13 protein-coding genes and 1 other annotated feature are annotated in these 18,696 nt (G+C 35.6%); of the genes, 6 read left to right on the top strand and 7 right to left on the bottom strand.

The genetic code is table 11. The features are described 5' to 3' along the window. Window positions 1–31: 31 nt before the first annotated feature. The 7 genes from cobA to ACP7BT_RS10630 all read right to left on the bottom strand — a co-directional run bounded on the left by cobA (window position 32) and on the right by ACP7BT_RS10630 (window position 8,779). Window positions 32–805, bottom strand: coding sequence for a uroporphyrinogen-III C-methyltransferase (gene cobA, locus ACP7BT_RS10660; RefSeq protein ID WP_002484340.1), 774 nt, complete (start codon window positions 803–805; stop codon window positions 32–34). A gap of 22 nt (window positions 806–827) precedes the next feature. Continuing rightward, entirely contained in the window at window positions 828–2,537 is a 1,710-nt protein-coding gene (locus ACP7BT_RS10655) for an NADPH-dependent assimilatory sulfite reductase hemoprotein subunit (RefSeq protein ID WP_002484341.1), read from the bottom strand. Window positions 2,538–2,552: 15 nt separating this feature from the next. Then, window positions 2,553–4,382 carry an assimilatory sulfite reductase (NADPH) flavoprotein subunit gene (locus ACP7BT_RS10650; protein WP_041080307.1) on the bottom strand — a complete coding sequence of 610 codons (1,830 nt, stop codon included), beginning with the start codon at window positions 4,380–4,382 and terminating at the stop codon, window positions 2,553–2,555. A 178-nt stretch (window positions 4,383–4,560) separates the two neighbouring features. After that, the gene (locus ACP7BT_RS10645) at window positions 4,561–5,289 is read right to left on the bottom strand and encodes a phosphoadenylyl-sulfate reductase (protein WP_002484343.1); all 729 of its coding nucleotides are present in this window, start codon (window positions 5,287–5,289) and stop codon (window positions 4,561–4,563) included. A gap of 439 nt (window positions 5,290–5,728) precedes the next feature. Further along, the gene (locus tag ACP7BT_RS10640) at window positions 5,729–6,874 is read right to left on the bottom strand and encodes a globin domain-containing protein (RefSeq protein ID WP_041080305.1); all 1,146 of its coding nucleotides are present in this window, start codon (window positions 6,872–6,874) and stop codon (window positions 5,729–5,731) included. A gap of 279 nt (window positions 6,875–7,153) precedes the next feature. Then, on the bottom strand, window positions 7,154–7,909 hold the full coding sequence (locus ACP7BT_RS10635; protein ID WP_041080303.1) for an HAD hydrolase family protein: 756 nt from the start codon (window positions 7,907–7,909) through the stop codon (window positions 7,154–7,156). 21 nt (window positions 7,910–7,930) lie between these two features. Then, window positions 7,931–8,779: a ParB/RepB/Spo0J family partition protein gene (locus tag ACP7BT_RS10630; RefSeq protein WP_002484346.1), complete on the bottom strand. Its 849-nt coding sequence runs from the start codon at window positions 8,777–8,779 to the stop codon at window positions 7,931–7,933. A gap of 182 nt (window positions 8,780–8,961) precedes the next feature. Then, window positions 8,962–9,331 (top strand) — a binding site (T-box leader). A 62-nt stretch (window positions 9,332–9,393) separates the two neighbouring features. On the opposite strand from ACP7BT_RS10630, the gene ACP7BT_RS10625 reads away from it, so the two are divergent. The 6 genes from ACP7BT_RS10625 to ACP7BT_RS10600 all read left to right on the top strand — a co-directional run bounded on the left by ACP7BT_RS10625 (window position 9,394) and on the right by ACP7BT_RS10600 (window position 18,679). Further along, window positions 9,394–10,497 (top strand): PLP-dependent transferase, encoded by a 1,104-nt coding sequence (locus tag ACP7BT_RS10625; RefSeq protein ID WP_002484347.1) that lies wholly within the window; start codon window positions 9,394–9,396, stop codon window positions 10,495–10,497. Next, a complete protein-coding gene (metC, locus tag ACP7BT_RS10620) occupies window positions 10,494–11,669 on the top strand; it encodes a cystathionine beta-lyase MetC (protein ID WP_002484348.1) in 1,176 nt (391 codons plus the stop codon). The genes ACP7BT_RS10625 and metC overlap by 4 nt, the downstream gene beginning before the upstream one ends. After that, complete coding sequence (locus ACP7BT_RS10615) at window positions 11,623–13,464, top strand: bifunctional homocysteine S-methyltransferase/methylenetetrahydrofolate reductase (RefSeq protein WP_041080301.1); 1,842 nt, start codon at window positions 11,623–11,625, stop codon at window positions 13,462–13,464. The genes metC and ACP7BT_RS10615 overlap by 47 nt, the downstream gene beginning before the upstream one ends. Then, window positions 13,458–15,704 carry a 5-methyltetrahydropteroyltriglutamate--homocysteine S-methyltransferase gene (metE, locus tag ACP7BT_RS10610; protein ID WP_152609421.1) on the top strand — a complete coding sequence of 749 codons (2,247 nt, stop codon included), beginning with the start codon at window positions 13,458–13,460 and terminating at the stop codon, window positions 15,702–15,704. Before ACP7BT_RS10615 ends, metE begins: the two co-directional genes overlap by 7 nt. 24 nt (window positions 15,705–15,728) lie before the next feature. Further along, window positions 15,729–16,469: a cyclase family protein gene (locus ACP7BT_RS10605; RefSeq protein ID WP_037539165.1), complete on the top strand. Its 741-nt coding sequence runs from the start codon at window positions 15,729–15,731 to the stop codon at window positions 16,467–16,469. 332 nt (window positions 16,470–16,801) lie between these two features. Next, complete coding sequence (locus tag ACP7BT_RS10600) at window positions 16,802–18,679, top strand: assimilatory sulfite reductase (NADPH) flavoprotein subunit (protein ID WP_041080298.1); 1,878 nt, start codon at window positions 16,802–16,804, stop codon at window positions 18,677–18,679. The last annotated feature ends 17 nt before the right edge of the window (window positions 18,680–18,696 follow it).

Below are 18,696 nucleotides of genomic sequence, written 5' to 3'. Positions count from 1 at the left end.
TTTATAGCGATAAACTCACCTGTTTTACTTTCTATTGATATGTTAATTTCGCTACTGCTGATTCAACAGGCATTTCTTCAAACCAACTAATACGTTCTCTTAGTTTGACTACTTCTCCGACAACAATCATCGCTGGATTTTCAATATCCTTTGCTACTTCGACGATGTTTGACAATGTGCCTACCACAGTTTTTTGAAATTCAGATGTTCCCAGATGAATTAAAGCGACAGGTGTCTCAGATGAACGACCATGTTTCATCAATAATTCACTAATTTCAGGTAATTTTTTAACACCCATATAAATACATAACGTTTCCGGTCCAAGTGCAAGATGTTTCCAGTAACTTTCTTTATCTATGTTTTTATTAATCACACCTGTTACAAATGCAACAGATGAACTATAGTCACGATGTGTTACTGGAATACCTGCATATGCTGGTGCTGCAACACCTGAAGTGATGCCAGGAACGATTTCGAATGGTATATGATGTTCGGCTAATATTTCTGCTTCTTCTCCACCTCTACCAAAGATAAATGGATCTCCACCCTTTAATCTTGTGATGGTTTGTCCTTTCTTCGCTAGATTGACAAGTAATTTATTCGTATCTTCTTGTGGTAATGAATGACGATTCGGATCTTTCCCACAATACATAAATTTCGCTGAAGGCGACGCGTGATTTAACAACGCCTTGTTCACCAATCGGTCATACAAGATGACATCTGCTTGTTCAATTGCTTTTAACCCTTTAACTGTAATTAAATCAGGGTCTCCAGGCCCTGCGCCTACTAAAAATACTTTCCCCATCCTGTCACCACTTTCTCAATTTTTAACTATGGAATGTTTGCCCATCTCTGACTTCTTCAACGATGCCTGCACGTACAACGAAATCACCAAAATGTTCGCCTTCTGTTCTTTCTTTTGCATACTGTAATAAAATAGGTCTTAAACTTTCTAAAATTTCTGCTTCACCGATATTTTCTTTGTAGATTTTGTTTAATCTATCACCTATAAAGCCACCGCCTAAATACATATTGTATTTACCTGGGCCTTTTCCAATAAATGCAACTTCTGCTAACGCTGGTCTTGCACAGCCATTTGGACAACCTGTCATTCTGATCGTAATTTCTTCTTCTTTTAGACCTGCTTCATCAAGTAAATCTTCAATCTTCGTAATCAACGATGGTAAATATCTCTCTGACTCTGCCATCGCCAGTCCACATGTTGGGAAAGCAACACAAGCCATAGAATTACGTCTTAAACCTGTATAATGTTGACCATCTGTAATACCAAAATCTGTGATAATTTTTTCAATTTCATTCTTTTTATGTGCAGCTACATTCGCAATCACAAGGTTTTGATTCGGTGTTAACCTAAAATCACCTGTGTGAACTTCTGCAATCGTTCTTAATGCTGTTTTTAATTTATAATCTTCCGTATCTTTTACACGTCCGTTTTGAACAAAGAGTGTATAGTGCCATTTACCACTACCTTCAGTCCACCCATAGCGATCACCATTATGTTCAAAATGATAAGGACGCTTGTTTTCTAATTGCCAACCTAAGCGATTGTTGATTTCATTTCTAATCCAATCAACGCCAAGTCTATCTACTGTATATTTAAAGCGTGCATTCGTACGGTCTTCACGATTACCATAATCTCTTTGAACCGTTAAAATCTTTTCACATACATCGACGACTTCTTCCTTAGGAATGTAACCAATCAATCTGCCAACTTGTGGATAGGTTGCTGTATTACCATGTTTCATACCCATACCGCCACCTACAGCGACATTAAAGCCAACAAGTTGTTCATTTTCTAAAATAGCGATTAATCCAATATCTTGAGAATAAACATCTATATCATTGGACGGGGGTACTGCGATACCAATCTTAAATTTACGCGGAAGATATGTTTTGCCATAAATTGGCTCTGGTTCTTCATCGCTGGTATCTAAGACTTTTTCTCCGTCTAACCAAATCTCATGATAGGCTTGCGTTTTCGGTGATAAATGTCTACTAATATCACTAGCAATTTGATTGATTTCACTGTGCACATCGGATTGATATGGATTAGGGTTACACATAACGTTACGATTCACATCACCACAAGCCGCAAGTGTATCTAATAAGGACTGGTTAATATCTTTCATCGTTTGTTTTAAATTGCGTTTTAAAATACCGTGAAATTGAAATGCCTGTCTTGTAGTTAGTTTGATTGTGCCGTTCGCATATGTATTAGCAATATCATCCATTGCTATCCATTGCTCTGCTGTTGATGCACCTCCTGGCGCACGCACTCTAATCATGAAGCTATACGCAGGTTCTAGCTTTTGTCTTCTACGTTCATCACGTATATCTCTATCATCTTGCATGTAACTACCATGGAATTTTAAAAGTTTTGTATCTTCTTCTGCGATAGCGCCTGTTACTCTATCTGCCAAACCTTGAACAATCGATCCTCGAAGATAATCACTATGTGCTTTGATACGTTCCATTTCATCCAGTTTGTCTGAAAAATTGACTTTTGTTTCAGCCATGTAATCATTCCTTTCTTAGTAAACATCTCTTTGGTAACGTTTTTCTTGTTTCATTTGAGTAAGATAAGCTTCTGCATCTGCTTCTGACATGTCACCTTCTTGCTCTATAACACTACGAATGGTGTCATGCACATCTTTTGCCATGTGTTTTTCATCACCACAAACATATATTGCTGCACCATCTTGTAGCCATTCATAAAATAGCTCACTTTGTTGGGCAATACGATGCTGAACATAAATTTTTTCTTCTGTATCTCGTGAAAAAGCGAGATCCAGTTTAGCTAATGTTTCATCTTTCAGCCATGCCTGCCATTCTGTTTGATATAAAAAGTCTGTAGTAAAATGTTGTTCTCCGAAAAACAACCACGTATTGCCAGATAACCCAAGCTCTTCACGTTCTTGCATATAAGATCTAAATGGTGCTACGCCTGTGCCTGGCCCTATCATAATGACTGGCGTTTCTTCATCAAATGGAAACTTAAAGTTTGGATTTTTTTTAAGGTAAATCGGTAATGTGTCTCCAGGTTGAATCCGTTCTGCTAGTTGGACAGAGCACACACCTTTACGCGTGCGTTCGTGCGCTTCATATCTAACGGCGCCAACGGTTATATGCACTTCATCTGGTGTGGCCTCATAACTACTAGCGATAGAATATTCTCTTGCTGGCAATTTCCTTAGTAATTTATAAAATGTTTCTGGCTTCAGTTCTGAAGTTGGAAATTCTGTTAATAAATCTATGACATCGCGACCATCAACATATTGTTGTATCCATTCTGCATTGTCTATTTGACTAAGTAACTCCGTATTGCCAAATAACTCCGCTGCTTTTTGAAGTAATGGTTTTGTCAGCTTAGTAATCTCAAAGTGTTCAGTTAACGCTTTTTCCAATGGCAATGTATCGCCATCATCATTGATTGGAATTTCAATATCTTTATCCCAACCCAGTGTCTCAATCAGTAGTGTCACAATTTCTGGTTCATTTTGAGGTAAGACTACCACGCAGTCTCCAGGTTCAAATGATTCACCGTAATTATCTAATAGCAATTCAACATGTCTAACTTCTTTGTTAGAACCTCGACCATTCAAATTGATATTCTCTAATACTTCGGCTTGGTAGGGATTCGATTTTGAGTAACGTTTTTCTTTGGCAGATTGTACTGTTTCGGTAGAAGTCACCGTTGAACCATGACCTCTAGATTGATTTAGAATTTCAATATTCTTATTCATCCACTTTTCAGCTAAATCATCAAAATCTAAATCACAATCTTGTCTATCCGCAAGGCGTTCAGCACCTAATTCTAATAATTTTGCATCGAAGTCTTTACCTGTTTGGCAGAAATACTCGTATGACTCGTCTCCTAATGCAAGCACGGAGAACCTTACATTTTCTAATTTTGGTGCCTTACGACTATGTATAAATTCATGAAATGTAAGTGCGTTGTCCGGTGGATCACCTTCACCATGCGTGGCAGTAATGACAAATAAATCCTCTACTTTTTTAAATTCCTTCTGTTTAATTTCATCCATCGCCGTTAACTTTACAGTGTAATTATGTTCAAGCAGTCGATCTGCAAATATTTCAGCTAAACTTTGTGCATTGCCTGTTTCCGAACCATAAACCACGGTAATGTGACGATCGTTGTTTGTTTGGCTTTCGGATTCATTATTTAAAACATATTCTGCCACCTGTTGTGGCGCCTCTGCTGTTTGTGTTACAGACCCTTGTTGCGCTGTAAGGTAACCGGTTAACCATATTTGTTGTTCAGCAGTTAACGTCTGAAAAATTTGATTTAACTTTGCTGCTTGTTCTTGGTCAAAAGGACTATTTGATACTGATAAATTCACAATGCATTCACCCCGATATTTATTTGATAAATTATAATTATTGTCTAAGTAGGTTTAATCAATTTTATTTCTTGCCATATCAACGATATAGCAATCGAATTTTATATCTTCTACAACATTCATTATATTTCCGATACGAATACTAGGTTATTAGTGTAAAAAAAAGAATCTACTTAATTTATGGTTTATTCGTCGTATGTAGACCACATTCCGTCTTAGTAGAATTCGTCCATCTACCTGCTCTTGAATCACCATTACCAGAAACGGCCTCAGTACATGGAATACAACCAATACTTGGAAAATTGAAATCATGTAGTTCGTTATAATGTAAATCATGCGCTTTAATATAATCCCACACATCATCCCAAGTCCAATGAATCAGAGGACACACTTTTACTGATTTGAATCGTTCATCTTTATTAATAAAATTAGTTGCCTGTCGACTCGGTGATTGTTCTCTTCTTAAACCTGAAACCCAAGCTGTCGCCCCAGATAACACTTCTTCAAGCGGTTTAATTTTACGAATATAACAACATTGATTTGGATCTTGTTTCCATAAAGCTGGCGCAACTTGATCCGCTTGTTCTTCTAAAGTAAGACTCGGTTGTTTAAGCTTAATGTTTAATTCCGGATAACGTGCTTTAACACGGTCTATCAAATCGTATGTCTCTTGAAAGTGGAGATTCGTATCTAAAAATACAATTTCCGCATCTTTCTTCACACTAGAAATTAAATCAATTAAAATCATGCCTTCTGCACCGAAACTACATGAATAAATAATAGAATCACCATATACATCGTAAGCCCATCTAATCACTTCACGTGCACCTTTAGTTTCATCAGTGATATCCAGTGTTTCAAAAGCGTGTGGATTGAAATCATCATACGTAATTTTTGTTTCTGACATTAACGGGTCCACCCCTTTTCTTCTAATGTACGCTTACTTAAATTCAAGTTATACTACGTTTTTTGAATTATTTGAAAATAATTATGCTACACACTTTACTCATTGAAATTTTTTATGTCAAGTTTGTGTTTATTAAAATAAATATATTAATTTTTTGACAAAATACACCTTTGAAACCGCTTTAAAAAGCGAAGCTAAGACGTTTTATAATAATTGTTTTCACAAAATAGTCATAATAATCTAGTTACTTTCAAATCGCCCTAAAGCCTATGGTTATCATGTTTTAAATTTTTTTAAAAATTTTTTAAATTTTAATAATAATTCTAATCTAGAAACAAAAAGCGCAGGTATATAACATCAAATTAAATATTTGATGTTATATACCTGCGTTGCAAAAATGATTAAATCTCTAATACCTTAAATCTTTAATCCTTTTATATTATACTGAAAAACTGAGTCTTGGTATAAATGTTTCAAAATGAACATGATTCATAGAAATACCTAATGTTTGTAATTCAGCAATCATTGCTTTTAAGAATGAGTTACCGCCACACACATAGATCTCCGTCTCATTGTCCACATATTGACGCAGTTGTTCTGATTCGATAAAACCATCTTCATCACGAAAATGAATATAAAACTGGGCATGGTCTGATTGATTTGCAATTGTAGTTAATTTTTCTTCAAAAGCAACATTTTGTGCGTTAGATGTTGATTGTAAGAAAATAGCTGGTGTACCTATGTTAACGGCTTCATTAAACATTGAGACAAGCGGTGTAACCCCTACACCTGAACCCAAAAATAATTGTTTGTTTTCTGTATTTTCTAATTTAAATCCACCTACTGGTGCAGATATATTTAAAATGTCACCTTCAGTTACTTCATCGTGTAACACAGTAGAAACTTCACCTTCGTGCGCTTCAGTAACATCTCTTCTTACACCAAATGTTAAGTAACTTTCATCTCCATCAACAATGGAATAGTGTCTTTTTGCACGATAAGGTAATTTTTCACTAGAAATATCTACAGTTATATATTGTCCTGGTATAAATTGACTTAAATCAATGCGATTTGATGTGACAGTAAATGATTTAATAAGTTCTGTCTCCTCAGTGATATTTGTAACTTCAAATGGTTTAAAACCTTCCCATGCCATTTGTTTATAAATATCTTTTTCTAAGCCAATAAAGGCATCAGCGATAGCTCCATAAGCTTTTATCCATGTTTGAATAATAGGATCATTATTTTCTAAACCTGTCACTTCTTGGATTGCCCAAATTAAATTTTCTCCAACAATATCATAATGTTCCGGTTGCACTTGTAAAGCACAATGTTTATAAACTACAGGCATTATTGCTGGTACGATAGGTGTTAAATCTTCAATGTTTTCCGCTGCTGCCAGTACTGCCATAGCAAGTGCTGATGATTGCAGTCCCTTTTTTTGATTTGTTTGGTTAAATACATTTTTTAATTCTGGATGCACTTCAAATAACCTTTTATAGAAAATTTCCGTAATAGTTTGTCCTTTTTCTTTAAGTAATGGCACTGTATCTCTAATTGTTTGAATTTCTCTTTCTGTTAATATATTATACCTCCTAATTACTTCTCACCACTATTATTGTACGAAATAATATAACTTACAATCATTAACAATTAATCCAAACATTTTCTAAATGCATAGTTCACAAAATGTTAACTAATTAAAAAAATATAAATTCAAATTCTTTGGTATGTATTGATTTGCTCACATTTTATAAATTGAAATCGTATATTGTATGATCTAAAACTTTAATCCACTATGATTAGTCAACTAAAAACACGCTAAAAAGTCTGTGCTTCACTACTTTTTAGCGTGTTTTTATTCTTATTTTTCACTTAAGTATAAATCTTCTATGACTGTTGCTACGGATTCAGCATTATTTTGAATATACACATCATAAGCCTCAGAGTAGCCTGATGTACTAGTCACATAAAAAGATTGTTGGGCATGGTTTAATAATTGCGTATCGTTCACATCATTTCCAAAGGCAATATAGTTTTGTGCACCAATCATGTGCTTTAAGGTCGAGTACTTATTAATGTTTTTGGCTGTAATATCTATGCTATGATCCACTTCGTGTATATGGATTGATAACACATTCTCGTAACTTTGAAACCATTGTTTAAGTGCTTTAAATGTTTTTTCTTCAGTCGCGAATAGAATCACCTTAATTGGATGTTGAATATGAGCAACCTTCACATTCTTTGCTAAACCATCTGGATTTAATTGTCTATAAATTGGATGGCTTTCACTTACGTTAGCAGCATAGTCAAAATCTCCATCGATAATATATTTTAAATCATAATCGCTGATTAACTTCACAATCTTTTCAAATAAATCATTCGGGATATAAGCCATGGTTTGAATTTCTCCATATTTTGAAATTATAGAGCCATTTCCACCAATGAGCCAATGATTACTGTAATCTCTAACAACTGGTAACAAATCACGTATAGGTCGTGCTGACGCAAATATGATATCGTGTTGCCGATTCAATTGCTGTATCACTTGATTTAACCGTGATTCTATAAATTTGCCATTAAAACAAATTGTGCCATCTATATCAAAAACAAATATCATAGTCATACCTCTTTTAAATTTTTATTCGTCATGCTGATATTTAGCATTTAACTGATGAATTAATCGTTTAAATTCATCCTCTGATTTAAATTCAAACGTAATTTGGCCTTTTTTATTTTTAGTGGAAATAGCTACATTTGCACCATATTGCGCTTTAAGTTGACGTTCTTGTTGTCTAATAAACTTTGGTTTTGTTGCCTTTTGTGTAGCCTCTACTTTATCTTTATTATCACTATAATGTGTAGTGACATAATGTTCTAATTCTCTTACACTCCATGCCTCACGGGAAGCTTGTTTGGCAATTTGTTGCATTTTTTGTTTGTCCTTAACACTTAATAATGTGCGGCCATGAGCGCTTGATAACGCACCATCTCTCACCATATTTGAAACAGTCTGTGGCAAGTTTAATAAACGCAACATATTCGCAATGTAAGGTCTAGATTTACTTAGACGTTGCGCAACATCTTGCTGCGTTAAATTTAAGTCATCCATCAATTTACGATAACTTTCCGCTTCTTCAATTGCATTTAAATCCTCACGCTGTAAATTTTCAATGATTGCAAGTTCCATCATATCTTCATCCGTAAGTGATTTAACAATCGCAGGTATTTCAGTCAATCCCGCAATTGTTGCAGCACGAAATCGCCTTTCGCCGACAACGATATGATAGCCAGAAATCGTTTTTCTCAAAACGATGGGTTGTAATATGCCGTGAAGTTTAATTGATTTGGCAAGATCATTTAATCGTTCCTCATCAAATGTTTTACGTGGTTGATATGGATTTGCCTTCACGGTAGTCATAGATATTTTTTGAATATTTTCGTTATCTTCTATGGTTAATCGCTCATCTTGATGATTTTCGATTGTCAAACACCTACTTTCTATTTTCTCTAGCTCGTTTAATTTGATTTATTATTAGATGTGCCTATTATATCATCACTCATCTACCAAAGAATATAGGACAAATAATTAGTTTAATCGAAATTTTCAGATAAGTTGTTGACAAAAGTAATTTTAATGTGTAATCTTGGGTATATCAAATTCGAAATAACAGAAACACAGTAACAAGGAAAGTAGAACTTACACTGCTGACACAGAGAGTCTTCGTAACGCTGAAAGAAGATACAGAAAGAAAGTTTGAAAATGGCCTTTGAGTGTTGATGCCAATATGAGGTATCAACGGGCGCGCCCGTTATAGCGCTACAGTATTAACATTTTGTTAAATGGCGTACTGGATTATTCCACACGTTATCTTCTCGTTAATACTCATTTTATTTATAGAATGGGTTTTTTATTTACGAAAAATGATAGCACGATTCAGTCAACGTTACATATACAACAATTTAGCGTACTGGATAAGGTTACTTTAGTGATAATGTAACAAACAAAGGTGGTACCGCGAGCTAAGCTTTCGTCCTTTACATCCGAATTTTCGGGTTTAAAGGACGGGAGCTTTTTTTATTTTTACAAGGAGGTTAACAATTATGAAAAATACTGAACTAGCACAAATCGCATTGTCACATGATCATACAGGCGCCATAGCCAATCCAATTTACTTATCAACAGCATATCAACACCCACATCTCGGTGAGTCAACAGGATATGATTACACACGAACTAAGAACCCAACACGCTCAGCATTTGAGGAGGCATTTGCCAAATTGGAACACGGCACAGCTTCATTTGCAACATCAAGTGGCATGTCTGCTATTCAATTAATATGTAATCTGTTCAAATCTGGTGACGAAATATTGGTATCTTTCGATTTATATGGTGGTACCTTTAGACTTTTCGATTTTTATGAACAACAGTATGGTATCCATTTCAAATATGTTGACTTCCTCAATTATGAAGAAGTGGAACAAAGTATTACAGAACATACTAAAGCATTGTTCATTGAACCAATCTCAAACCCACAAATGATTGAAGTAGATGTAGACCCGTTCTATATCTTAAGCAAAAAATTTAATTTATTGACTATTATAGATAATACATTTTTAACACCATACCTTTCTACGCCATTAGAAGATGGTGCAGATATCGTCTTACATTCAGCTACAAAATATATTGGCGGACATAACGACGTACTTGCTGGTGTGGTAACCGTTAAAGATAATCAACTTGCAGAACAATTAGGACAGTTACACAACATGATTGGTGCTACTTTGTCACCATTCGATAGCTACCTACTCCAACGTGGTTTAAAGACACTCCATTTGAGAATGGATCGTTCAGAATATAATGCGAAATTACTCTCAGAACGATGTAGTGACTTAGAGGCCATCGACAAAGTGCTTTATAGCGGACGTACAGGTATGTTGAGTTTACGTTTAAATAAAGATTATAAAGTGGATAAATTCTTAGAACATTTAAACGTCTGTATTTTTGCAGAAAGTCTTGGCGGTACAGAAACATTTATCACATTTCCATATACACAAACACATGTAGATATGCCAGACGCAGAGAAAGACAAACGGGGCATCGATGAATATTTGATTAGGTTATCCATCGGTATCGAAGACTATGAAGATATCGAACAAGACATTATTCAAGCATTAGAAAAATCTAAACAAGGAGTGATTTCATGAGTTTATCAAAAGAAACTGAAGTAATATTCGATTCACATAGAGGTGTAGATTACGATTCTGCAAATCCTCCTTTATATGATTCTTCAACTTTCCATCAAAAAACGCTTGGCGGCGGTGCACAATATGATTATGCCAGAAGTGGTAATCCAAACCGTGCCTTATTAGAAGAAAAATTAGCTAAATTGGAAGGCGGAAGTCATGCCTTTGCATACGCATCAGGTATCGCAGCCATTTCAGCTGTGTTATTAACTTTAAATGCAGGTGATCATGTCATCTTACCTGATGATGTTTATGGAGGTACGTTTAGATTAACAGAACAAATTCTAACTCGTTTTAATATACAATTTTCAACTATTGATACGACGCATTTAAATGAAATTGAAGAGGCTATTCAAGATAATACTAAACTGATATATATTGAAACACCTTCTAATCCATTGTTTAAAATTACAGACATTAGAGGCGCAGCCGATATTGCTAAAAAACATCATCTCAAACTCGCCGTAGACAATACGTTTATGACACCACTAGGACAATCACCCTTAGCTCTCGGCGCTGATATTGTCGTGCATAGTGCTACCAAATTCTTAAGTGGACATACTGATATTATTGCAGGCGTAGCAATAACAAACGATCAAACGATTGCCGATGCATTATATTTATTACAAAACGGTACAGGTACTGCCCTATCTGCTCAAGATAGTTGGACACTGGCTAAACACTTAAAAACATTGCCTGTACGTTTTAATCAATCAGTTGAAAACACTAAAAAACTTTATGAGTATCTAGCACAACGTGATGAAATTGCAGAAGTCTATTACCCAGGAAATAGCGATTTACATTTATCTCAAGCAAGTCATGGCGGTGCTGTATTAGGTTTCCGCTTAAAAGATGAGACAAAGGCGCAAGATTTTGTAGATGCCCTTTCCTTACCTTTAGTTTCCGTCAGCCTAGGTGGTGTTGAAACAATACTTTCACACCCTGCTACGATGTCACATGCGGCTGTACCTAAAGAAGTAAGAGAAGCCAGAAATATCACTTTTGGATTATTTAGATTAAGCGTTGGATTAGAAACTGCAGATGAATTAATCTCTGATCTAAATTATGCATTTAAGGAGGCCTTCAATGAGTCAACTACTCGACAAACTAAAGCACAACATATTAGTAGCTGATGGTGCGATTGGAACCATTCTATATTCAGAAGGTCTAGATACATGCCCAGAAGCCTATAATATTACACATCCAGATAAAGTGGCGCGCATTCATCGTTCTTATATAGACGCTGGTGCCGATATTATTCAAACCAATACGTATGGTGCTAATTTTGAAAAGTTAAAACCTTTTGGTCTTGAGCATAAAGTTAAAGACATTCACTACGCAGCAGTAGAAATTGCTAAACAAGCTGCAAACGACGACACCTTTATTTTAGGCACAGTAGGTGGATTCAGGGGTATCAAACAAGAAGATTTAGAATTATCATCGATTCAATATCATACAGAAATACAAATTGAGACATTAATCGATGCAGGTGTTGATGGCATTCTATTTGAAACATATTACGATTTAGAAGAGCTTACAACCATTATCAAAGCTACTAAACGTAAATATGATATTCCGATTATTGCTCAACTCACGGCTTTAAATACAAACTATTTAAGAAATGGTACTGAAATCAATACAGCCATGCAACAAGTTGTTAAGAGCGGTGCTGATATTGTTGGACTGAATTGTCATCACGGTCCCCACCATATGCAACAATCGTTTTCACATATTGAACTGCCCGATGGTGCTTATCTATCATGTTATCCAAACGCAAGCTTATTAGATATTGAAAATAGTCAATTTAAATATAGTGATAATGCAGCTTATTTTGGAAAAGTAGCTGAGCAACTCATCAATGAAGGCGTTCGTTTAATTGGCGGCTGTTGTGGCACGACACCTGAGCATATTCAATACATCAAATCATCGGTCTCAGATTTAAAACCGATAAACCAAAAAAATGTCATTCCTATCGCTAAATATACGGGTCATTCGGAGAAACCAACACAAAAACAAAATCTAACATCAAAGGTTAAACACAGACCTACAATTATCGTTGAACTAGATACACCGAAACATCTTGACACAGACTTATTTTTCAGAAATATCAAAAAACTCGACGATGCCAAGATTGATGCCGTAACCTTAGCTGATAATTCGTTAGCCACAGTAAGAATCAGTAATGTTGCCGCAGCGAGTATCATTAAACAACAATATGACATCGAACCTTTAGTCCATATCACTTGTCGTGATCGCAATTTGATTGGCTTACAATCACATTTACTTGGCCTATCACTCTTAGGTATTAATGAAATTTTGACCATTACAGGTGATCCTTCAAAGATTGGGCACCTTCCAGGCGCAACCAATGTATACGATGTGAATTCTAAAGGATTAACTGAAATTGCTTTACGCTTCAACCAAGGTATTAACACAGACGGTGATGCGCTGAAGACGCAGACGAACTTCAACATCGCAGGGGCATTTGATCCAAATGTAAGAAAATTAGACGGTGCTGTACGACGGTTAGAGAAAAAATTAGAAAGTGGTACCCACTACTTTATAACCCAACCGGTCTATAGCAAAGAGAAAATTAAAGAAGTCTATGAAGCAACCAAACATTTAGATGTGCCATTGTTTATTGGCATTATGCCTGTCACTAGTTATAACAACGCATTATTTTTACACAATGAAGTACCAGGCATTAAATTGTCAGAAGCCATTCTCGAACAATTTGAAGCTGTTAAAGATGATAAAGCAAAAACAAAATCATTGAGCATTGAATTATCAAAAGCATTGATCGACACAGTGCATGAATATTTTAATGGCTTGTATTTAATTACACCATTCCAAAAAGTCGATTATACACTGGAACTTGCAAATTATTCAAAATCAATTACTTCAACTAAACAGGAGGCAATATTATGACAATTCAAACATCAAACTTAGGTTTTCCGAGATTAGGTAGAAAGAGAGAATGGAAAAAAGCCATCGAGGGTTACTGGGCAAATAAATATGATTTAGAAACATTACATCAACAATTAACAGATTTGCACAAAGAGAATTTATTACTACAAAAAAATTATAATTTATCTAGTATTCCGGTTGGCGATTTTTCTTTATATGACCATATTCTTGATACATCATTACTTTTCAATATCATTCCTGAACGTTTCCAAGGTAGAGATATCGATGATGACTTACTATTTGATATTGCCAGAGGTAACAAAGAACATGTTGCAAGTGCCTTAATTAAATGGTTCAACACAAATTATCATTATATTGTACCTGAATGGGACAATGCTGAACCAAAATTAAATAAAAATGTATTATTAGAACACTTTAACTATGCAAAATCATTAAACGTCAACGCACACCCTGTGATCGTTGGTCCAATTACGTTTGTTAAGTTATCTAAAGGTGGCGACCAATCATTTGAAGAAAAAGTACAAACATTATTGCCATTATATAAAGAAGTCTTACAATCACTCGTTGATGCAGGCGCAGAGTATATTCAAATTGATGAACCTGCACTTGTTACGGACGATAGCGCAGATTACGAAGACATCACAAAAACGGCATATAATTATTTTTCTGAAGCAAACTTAGGTGATTACCTAGTCGTTCAAACTTACTTTGAACGCGTAAACTTATCATTCTTAAACAGCCTACCAATCAGAGGTATCGGTCTAGATTTCGTACACGACCACGGCTTTAATCTTAAACAAATTGAAGACGGCCAATTTGATCGTACGAAGACACTCTATGCAGGTATTATTGATGGTCGTAATGTATGGGCTGCTGATATAGAAGCTAAAAAAGAGCTTATCGAAACATTACAAAATTATACAGATGACCTTGTCATTCAACCTTCATCTTCATTATTACACGTTCCAGTATCACTTGATGATGAAACACTTGATACTTCTATTGCAGAAGGATTAAGTTTTGCTACTGAAAAACTAGATGAACTCGATGCGTTAAAACGTTTATTCAACAACGACGATGATCAAAAATACAATGAATTGAAAGCCCGCTATGAACGCTTTCAAAACCAATCATTTAAAAATCTTGAATACGACTTTGATAGCGTCAGAACTTCTAGACAATCAGCATTTAAAGAACGTAAAAAAGCACAAGACGCACGCCTAAATTTACCTGATTTACCAACAACTACGATCGGTTCATTCCCACAATCTCAAGAAGTACGTAAATACCGTGCTGATTGGAAAAATAACCGTATCACTGATGAAGCATATAAAACATTTCTAAAAAATGAAATTGCACGTTGGATAAAAATTCAAGAAGATATCGGTTTAGATGTTCTGGTACATGGTGAATTTGAACGTAACGACATGGTAGAGTTCTTTGGTGAAAAACTTCAAGGTTTCCTAGTTACAAAATATGGCTGGGTACAATCATACGGTTCACGTGCGGTTAAACCACCTGTTATTTATGGTGATGTTAAATGGACAGAGCCACTTACTGTCAAAGAAACATTATACGCACAAAGTTTAACTGATAAACCAGTTAAAGGTATGCTTACTGGTCCTGTCACTATTTTAAACTGGTCATTTGAACGTGTTGACTTACCACGTGAAGAGGTTCAAGACCAAATTGCATTAGCAATTAATGAAGAAGTATTAGCGCTTGAAAGTGAAGGTATTCAAATCATACAAGTTGATGAGCCAGCATTAAGAGAAGGCTTACCACTTCGTTCAGAATACCATGCAGACTATCTAGATAAAGCCGTTCGTTCATTCAAACTCTCAACATCTTCAGTCGCTGATGAAACACAAATTCACACGCATATGTGCTATTCTCAATTCGGTCAAATTATTCATGCAATCTATGATTTAGATGCGGATGTTATTTCTATTGAAACTTCTCGTAGCCATGGTGATTTGATTCAAGATTTTGAAGATATTACTTATGATTTAGGTATTGGTTTAGGTGTATACGATATTCACAGTCCAAGAATTCCAACTGAATCAGAAATTACAGCTGCAATTAACAGAGCATTACAAGAAATAGATCGTTCATTATTCTGGGTAAATCCAGATTGCGGTTTGAAGACGCGTAAAGAAGATGAAGTTAAAGAAGCCTTAAGTGTGTTAGTTAATTCTGTCGATAAATTACGTAAATCAACAAATCCAGCAACTGTTTAAAATTAACTTAAATAGGTGATGCGTATGAGTTATCCTTTATGGAAGCAATTAGAAGAATTAAAATCAGCAACTTGGGTCGATTTGACCCACACTTTTGATGAAACCATACCGTGTTTTAGCGAATTTGAACGGCCCCAAGTGTCGACACTATTCAATGTCGCAGACGACGGATTCTATGTTCAAAATTGGAATGTTGTGAGTCAGTATGGTACCCATATTGATGCACCGATTCATTTTGTGGAACATACGCGCTATTTACATGAATTAAATTTAAAAGAACTTGCCCTACCACTCGTTGTTTTAGATTTTTCAAAAAGCGTTAAAGCAAATTCGGATTTCATCTTAACGCGTCGACACATTGAACAATGGGAAGCTGATAACGGCCCTATTGAGCAAGGCACCTTTGTTGCATTTAGAAGTGATTGGTCTAAACGTTGGCCCAACATTGAAGCTTTCGAGAATAAAGATGATGCTGGTGCGCTCCATTTACCTGGATGGGGACTAGACGCATTAAAGTATTTATTTGAAGAGCGCCATGTGAAAGCCATCGGTCATGAAACATTTGATACCGATGCCTCTATCGATGTCGCAAAAAACGGTGACATTATTGGTGAGCGTTATGTATTAGGTCAAGATACTTTCCAAGTAGAACTACTGACAAATCTTGATCAACTCCCAAGTCGAGGGGCAATTATTTACACAATCAGTCCTAAGCCTAAAGATGCGCCAGGTTTCCCTGTACGCGCATTTGCTATAAAACCTTAAACAAATATTCGCATATGACAACATCGTATTTCGTTTATTACTATTAAAACCTAGCCATTATATTAAAAATTAAGAACTTGAGCACTTCTTAATTTACGATTCTCCTTTAAAATATATAACATGCCCGCATCATTATCGATATGATGTGGGCATATTTAAGTTTACTGGATATATGAGCTGTATAGGTCATTAGTTTGATTTTCAAATAAATGATAATTCCTATCATTTAAAATGATTCAATCAATGTTATAATTCAATAAAATTCAATATAGTTTATCATAGGGCAAATGCACCTATTTTCTATATAAATATAATCAATAGAGGTGACATCCGTGCAACTGAACCAAACCAACACCCCTTTTAATGAGGAACAATTGGCACTTATCAATCAACTACTACCTATGTTAACACCTGAACAACAACATTGGTTAAGTGGTTATCTACTCAATCCAGCAACAACTTCAGTGTCAGATAACAAAGCGGACATACAAGAAAATGAGGCTGGTATTACCAAAACAGAAACTAGCACTTCTACTGACCAGTCCGTGTCAGAACCTGTATCAGCTTCAACAGAACCACTAGACGTGCATGTACTATATGGTACTGAAACTGGTAATGCTGAAGAAATTGCTGAAACATTTGAAACAAAACTCAAATCCCAGAACTTAAATGTCCATCTCTGGGATATGGATGATTTTCCGAGAGATTCATTACCTGAGGTTGAACACCTTTTTATTATTTGTTCAACACAAGGCGTTGGCGAACCACCTATCAATGCGTTAGATTTATATGATTACCTTCACGGTGATGATGCGCCACAATTAGATCAAGTCAACTTTGCGGTACTAGCACTTGGTGACCAAGATTTTCCTGATTTTTGCCAAGCTGGTAAAGACTTTGATCATATCTTAGGTCAACTCGGTGCGAATAGAGTGGCAGATAGAGTGGATTGCGACTTTGATTATGAAGAGACAGCTGAACAATGGATTACCAACATGCTTGAGCTATTAACACAAGCCTCATCCAATACAAATGAAGAGACGCCTAGCGTTGAAAATGAGGACGTCACAATAGAAGAACCTCAAGCACCTTATTCAAAATCTAATCCTTTTCAAGCAGAAGTACTGAAAAATACCATTCTTACACAACCAGAAGCTTCTCGAGAAGTAAGACACCTTGAAATATCACTTGAAGGTTATCGTGAGGCCTATGAACCCGGTGATAGCTTAGTCGTTATCCCACAAAACGATCCTGTACTCGTGAACCAACTCATCGATGCACTTAATTGGGATGCTGAAACACCTATTCAAATGAACGACAGTGATTCAATGCGTTCGCTTAAAGAGGCTTTAACACATGATTTTGAAATTGCAAAATTAACGCCTGTGCTGATGAAAAATGCTGCAGAATTATTAGGTAATCCCATGTTAAATGCTAATATTCAAAAATCGGAATGGGTCCAAAACTATATTTACGGTAAAGATGTCATTGATTTAATTAGAGATTTTACGCCCGTTGCGCTTGAACCCAACATGCTACCACAACTGTTAAGAAAATTACCGCCACGAGAATATTCAATTGCAAGTAGTAACAAGATAAATCCTAATAGTGTACACATTACTGTACGTGTTGTGAAATACGAAGCACATCGTCGTGAACGCTTTGGTGTTTGTTCTGTCCAATTAGCAGATCGTACGTCTGTTGGGGATAAGCTACCTGTATACTTGAAAAAGAATCCAAATTTCAAATTTCCATATGACACAGAAACACCTGTCATCATGATTGGTGCAGGTACAGGCATTGCGCCTTATCGTGCTTATCTTCAAGAAAGAGCTTATCTCAATCTTAAAGGTGAGCAATGGTTGATTTTTGGCAATCAAAATTATCATCATGATTTCCTTTATAAAGATGATTTGGAACAATGGCTCGAAGAAGGTGTATTAAGCAAATTAGACTTAGCCTTCTCAAGAGAAACTGAAAATAAAATTTACGTCCAACACCGCATCGAAGAAAATAGTGCTGAATTCTATAAATGGATTCAGGCAGGTGCCACAATTTACCTGTGCGGTAATAAAGATGAGATGGCAAGCGGTGTACACGAATCATTAATTAAAGTACTCATCAAAGAAGGTAACATGGATGAAACTGAAGCCGAAGCCTATTTGACAGAAATGATTAAAAATCAACGTTACCAACGTGATGTATATTAAGTACGTCACAAATAGAC

The organism is Staphylococcus sp. Y174-1 (assembly GCF_049897865.1).
GTDB lineage: Bacteria > Bacillota > Bacilli > Staphylococcales > Staphylococcaceae > Staphylococcus > Staphylococcus saprophyticus.
Note: the sequence above shows the minus strand (reverse complement) of the source record. Positions and strands in the feature narration are given on the sequence as shown.

Excerpts from the sequence above, each read along its gene's own strand:
- ACP7BT_RS10625 (WP_002484347.1), top strand. The coding sequence starts at position 9,394 with ATGAAAAATACTGAACTAGCACAAATCGCATTGTCACATGATCATACA.
- ACP7BT_RS10615 (WP_041080301.1), top strand. The coding sequence starts at position 11,623 with ATGAGTCAACTACTCGACAAACTAAAGCACAACATATTAGTAGCTGAT.
- ACP7BT_RS10655 (WP_002484341.1), bottom strand. The coding sequence starts at position 2,537 with ATGGCTGAAACAAAAGTCAATTTTTCAGACAAACTGGATGAAATGGAA.
- ACP7BT_RS10605 (WP_037539165.1), top strand. The coding sequence starts at position 15,729 with ATGAGTTATCCTTTATGGAAGCAATTAGAAGAATTAAAATCAGCAACT.
- ACP7BT_RS10645 (WP_002484343.1), bottom strand. The coding sequence starts at position 5,289 with ATGTCAGAAACAAAAATTACGTATGATGATTTCAATCCACACGCTTTT.
- metC (WP_002484348.1), top strand. The coding sequence starts at position 10,494 with ATGAGTTTATCAAAAGAAACTGAAGTAATATTCGATTCACATAGAGGT.
- ACP7BT_RS10635 (WP_041080303.1), bottom strand. The coding sequence starts at position 7,909 with ATGATATTTGTTTTTGATATAGATGGCACAATTTGTTTTAATGGCAAA.
- cobA (WP_002484340.1), bottom strand. The coding sequence starts at position 805 with ATGGGGAAAGTATTTTTAGTAGGCGCAGGGCCTGGAGACCCTGATTTA.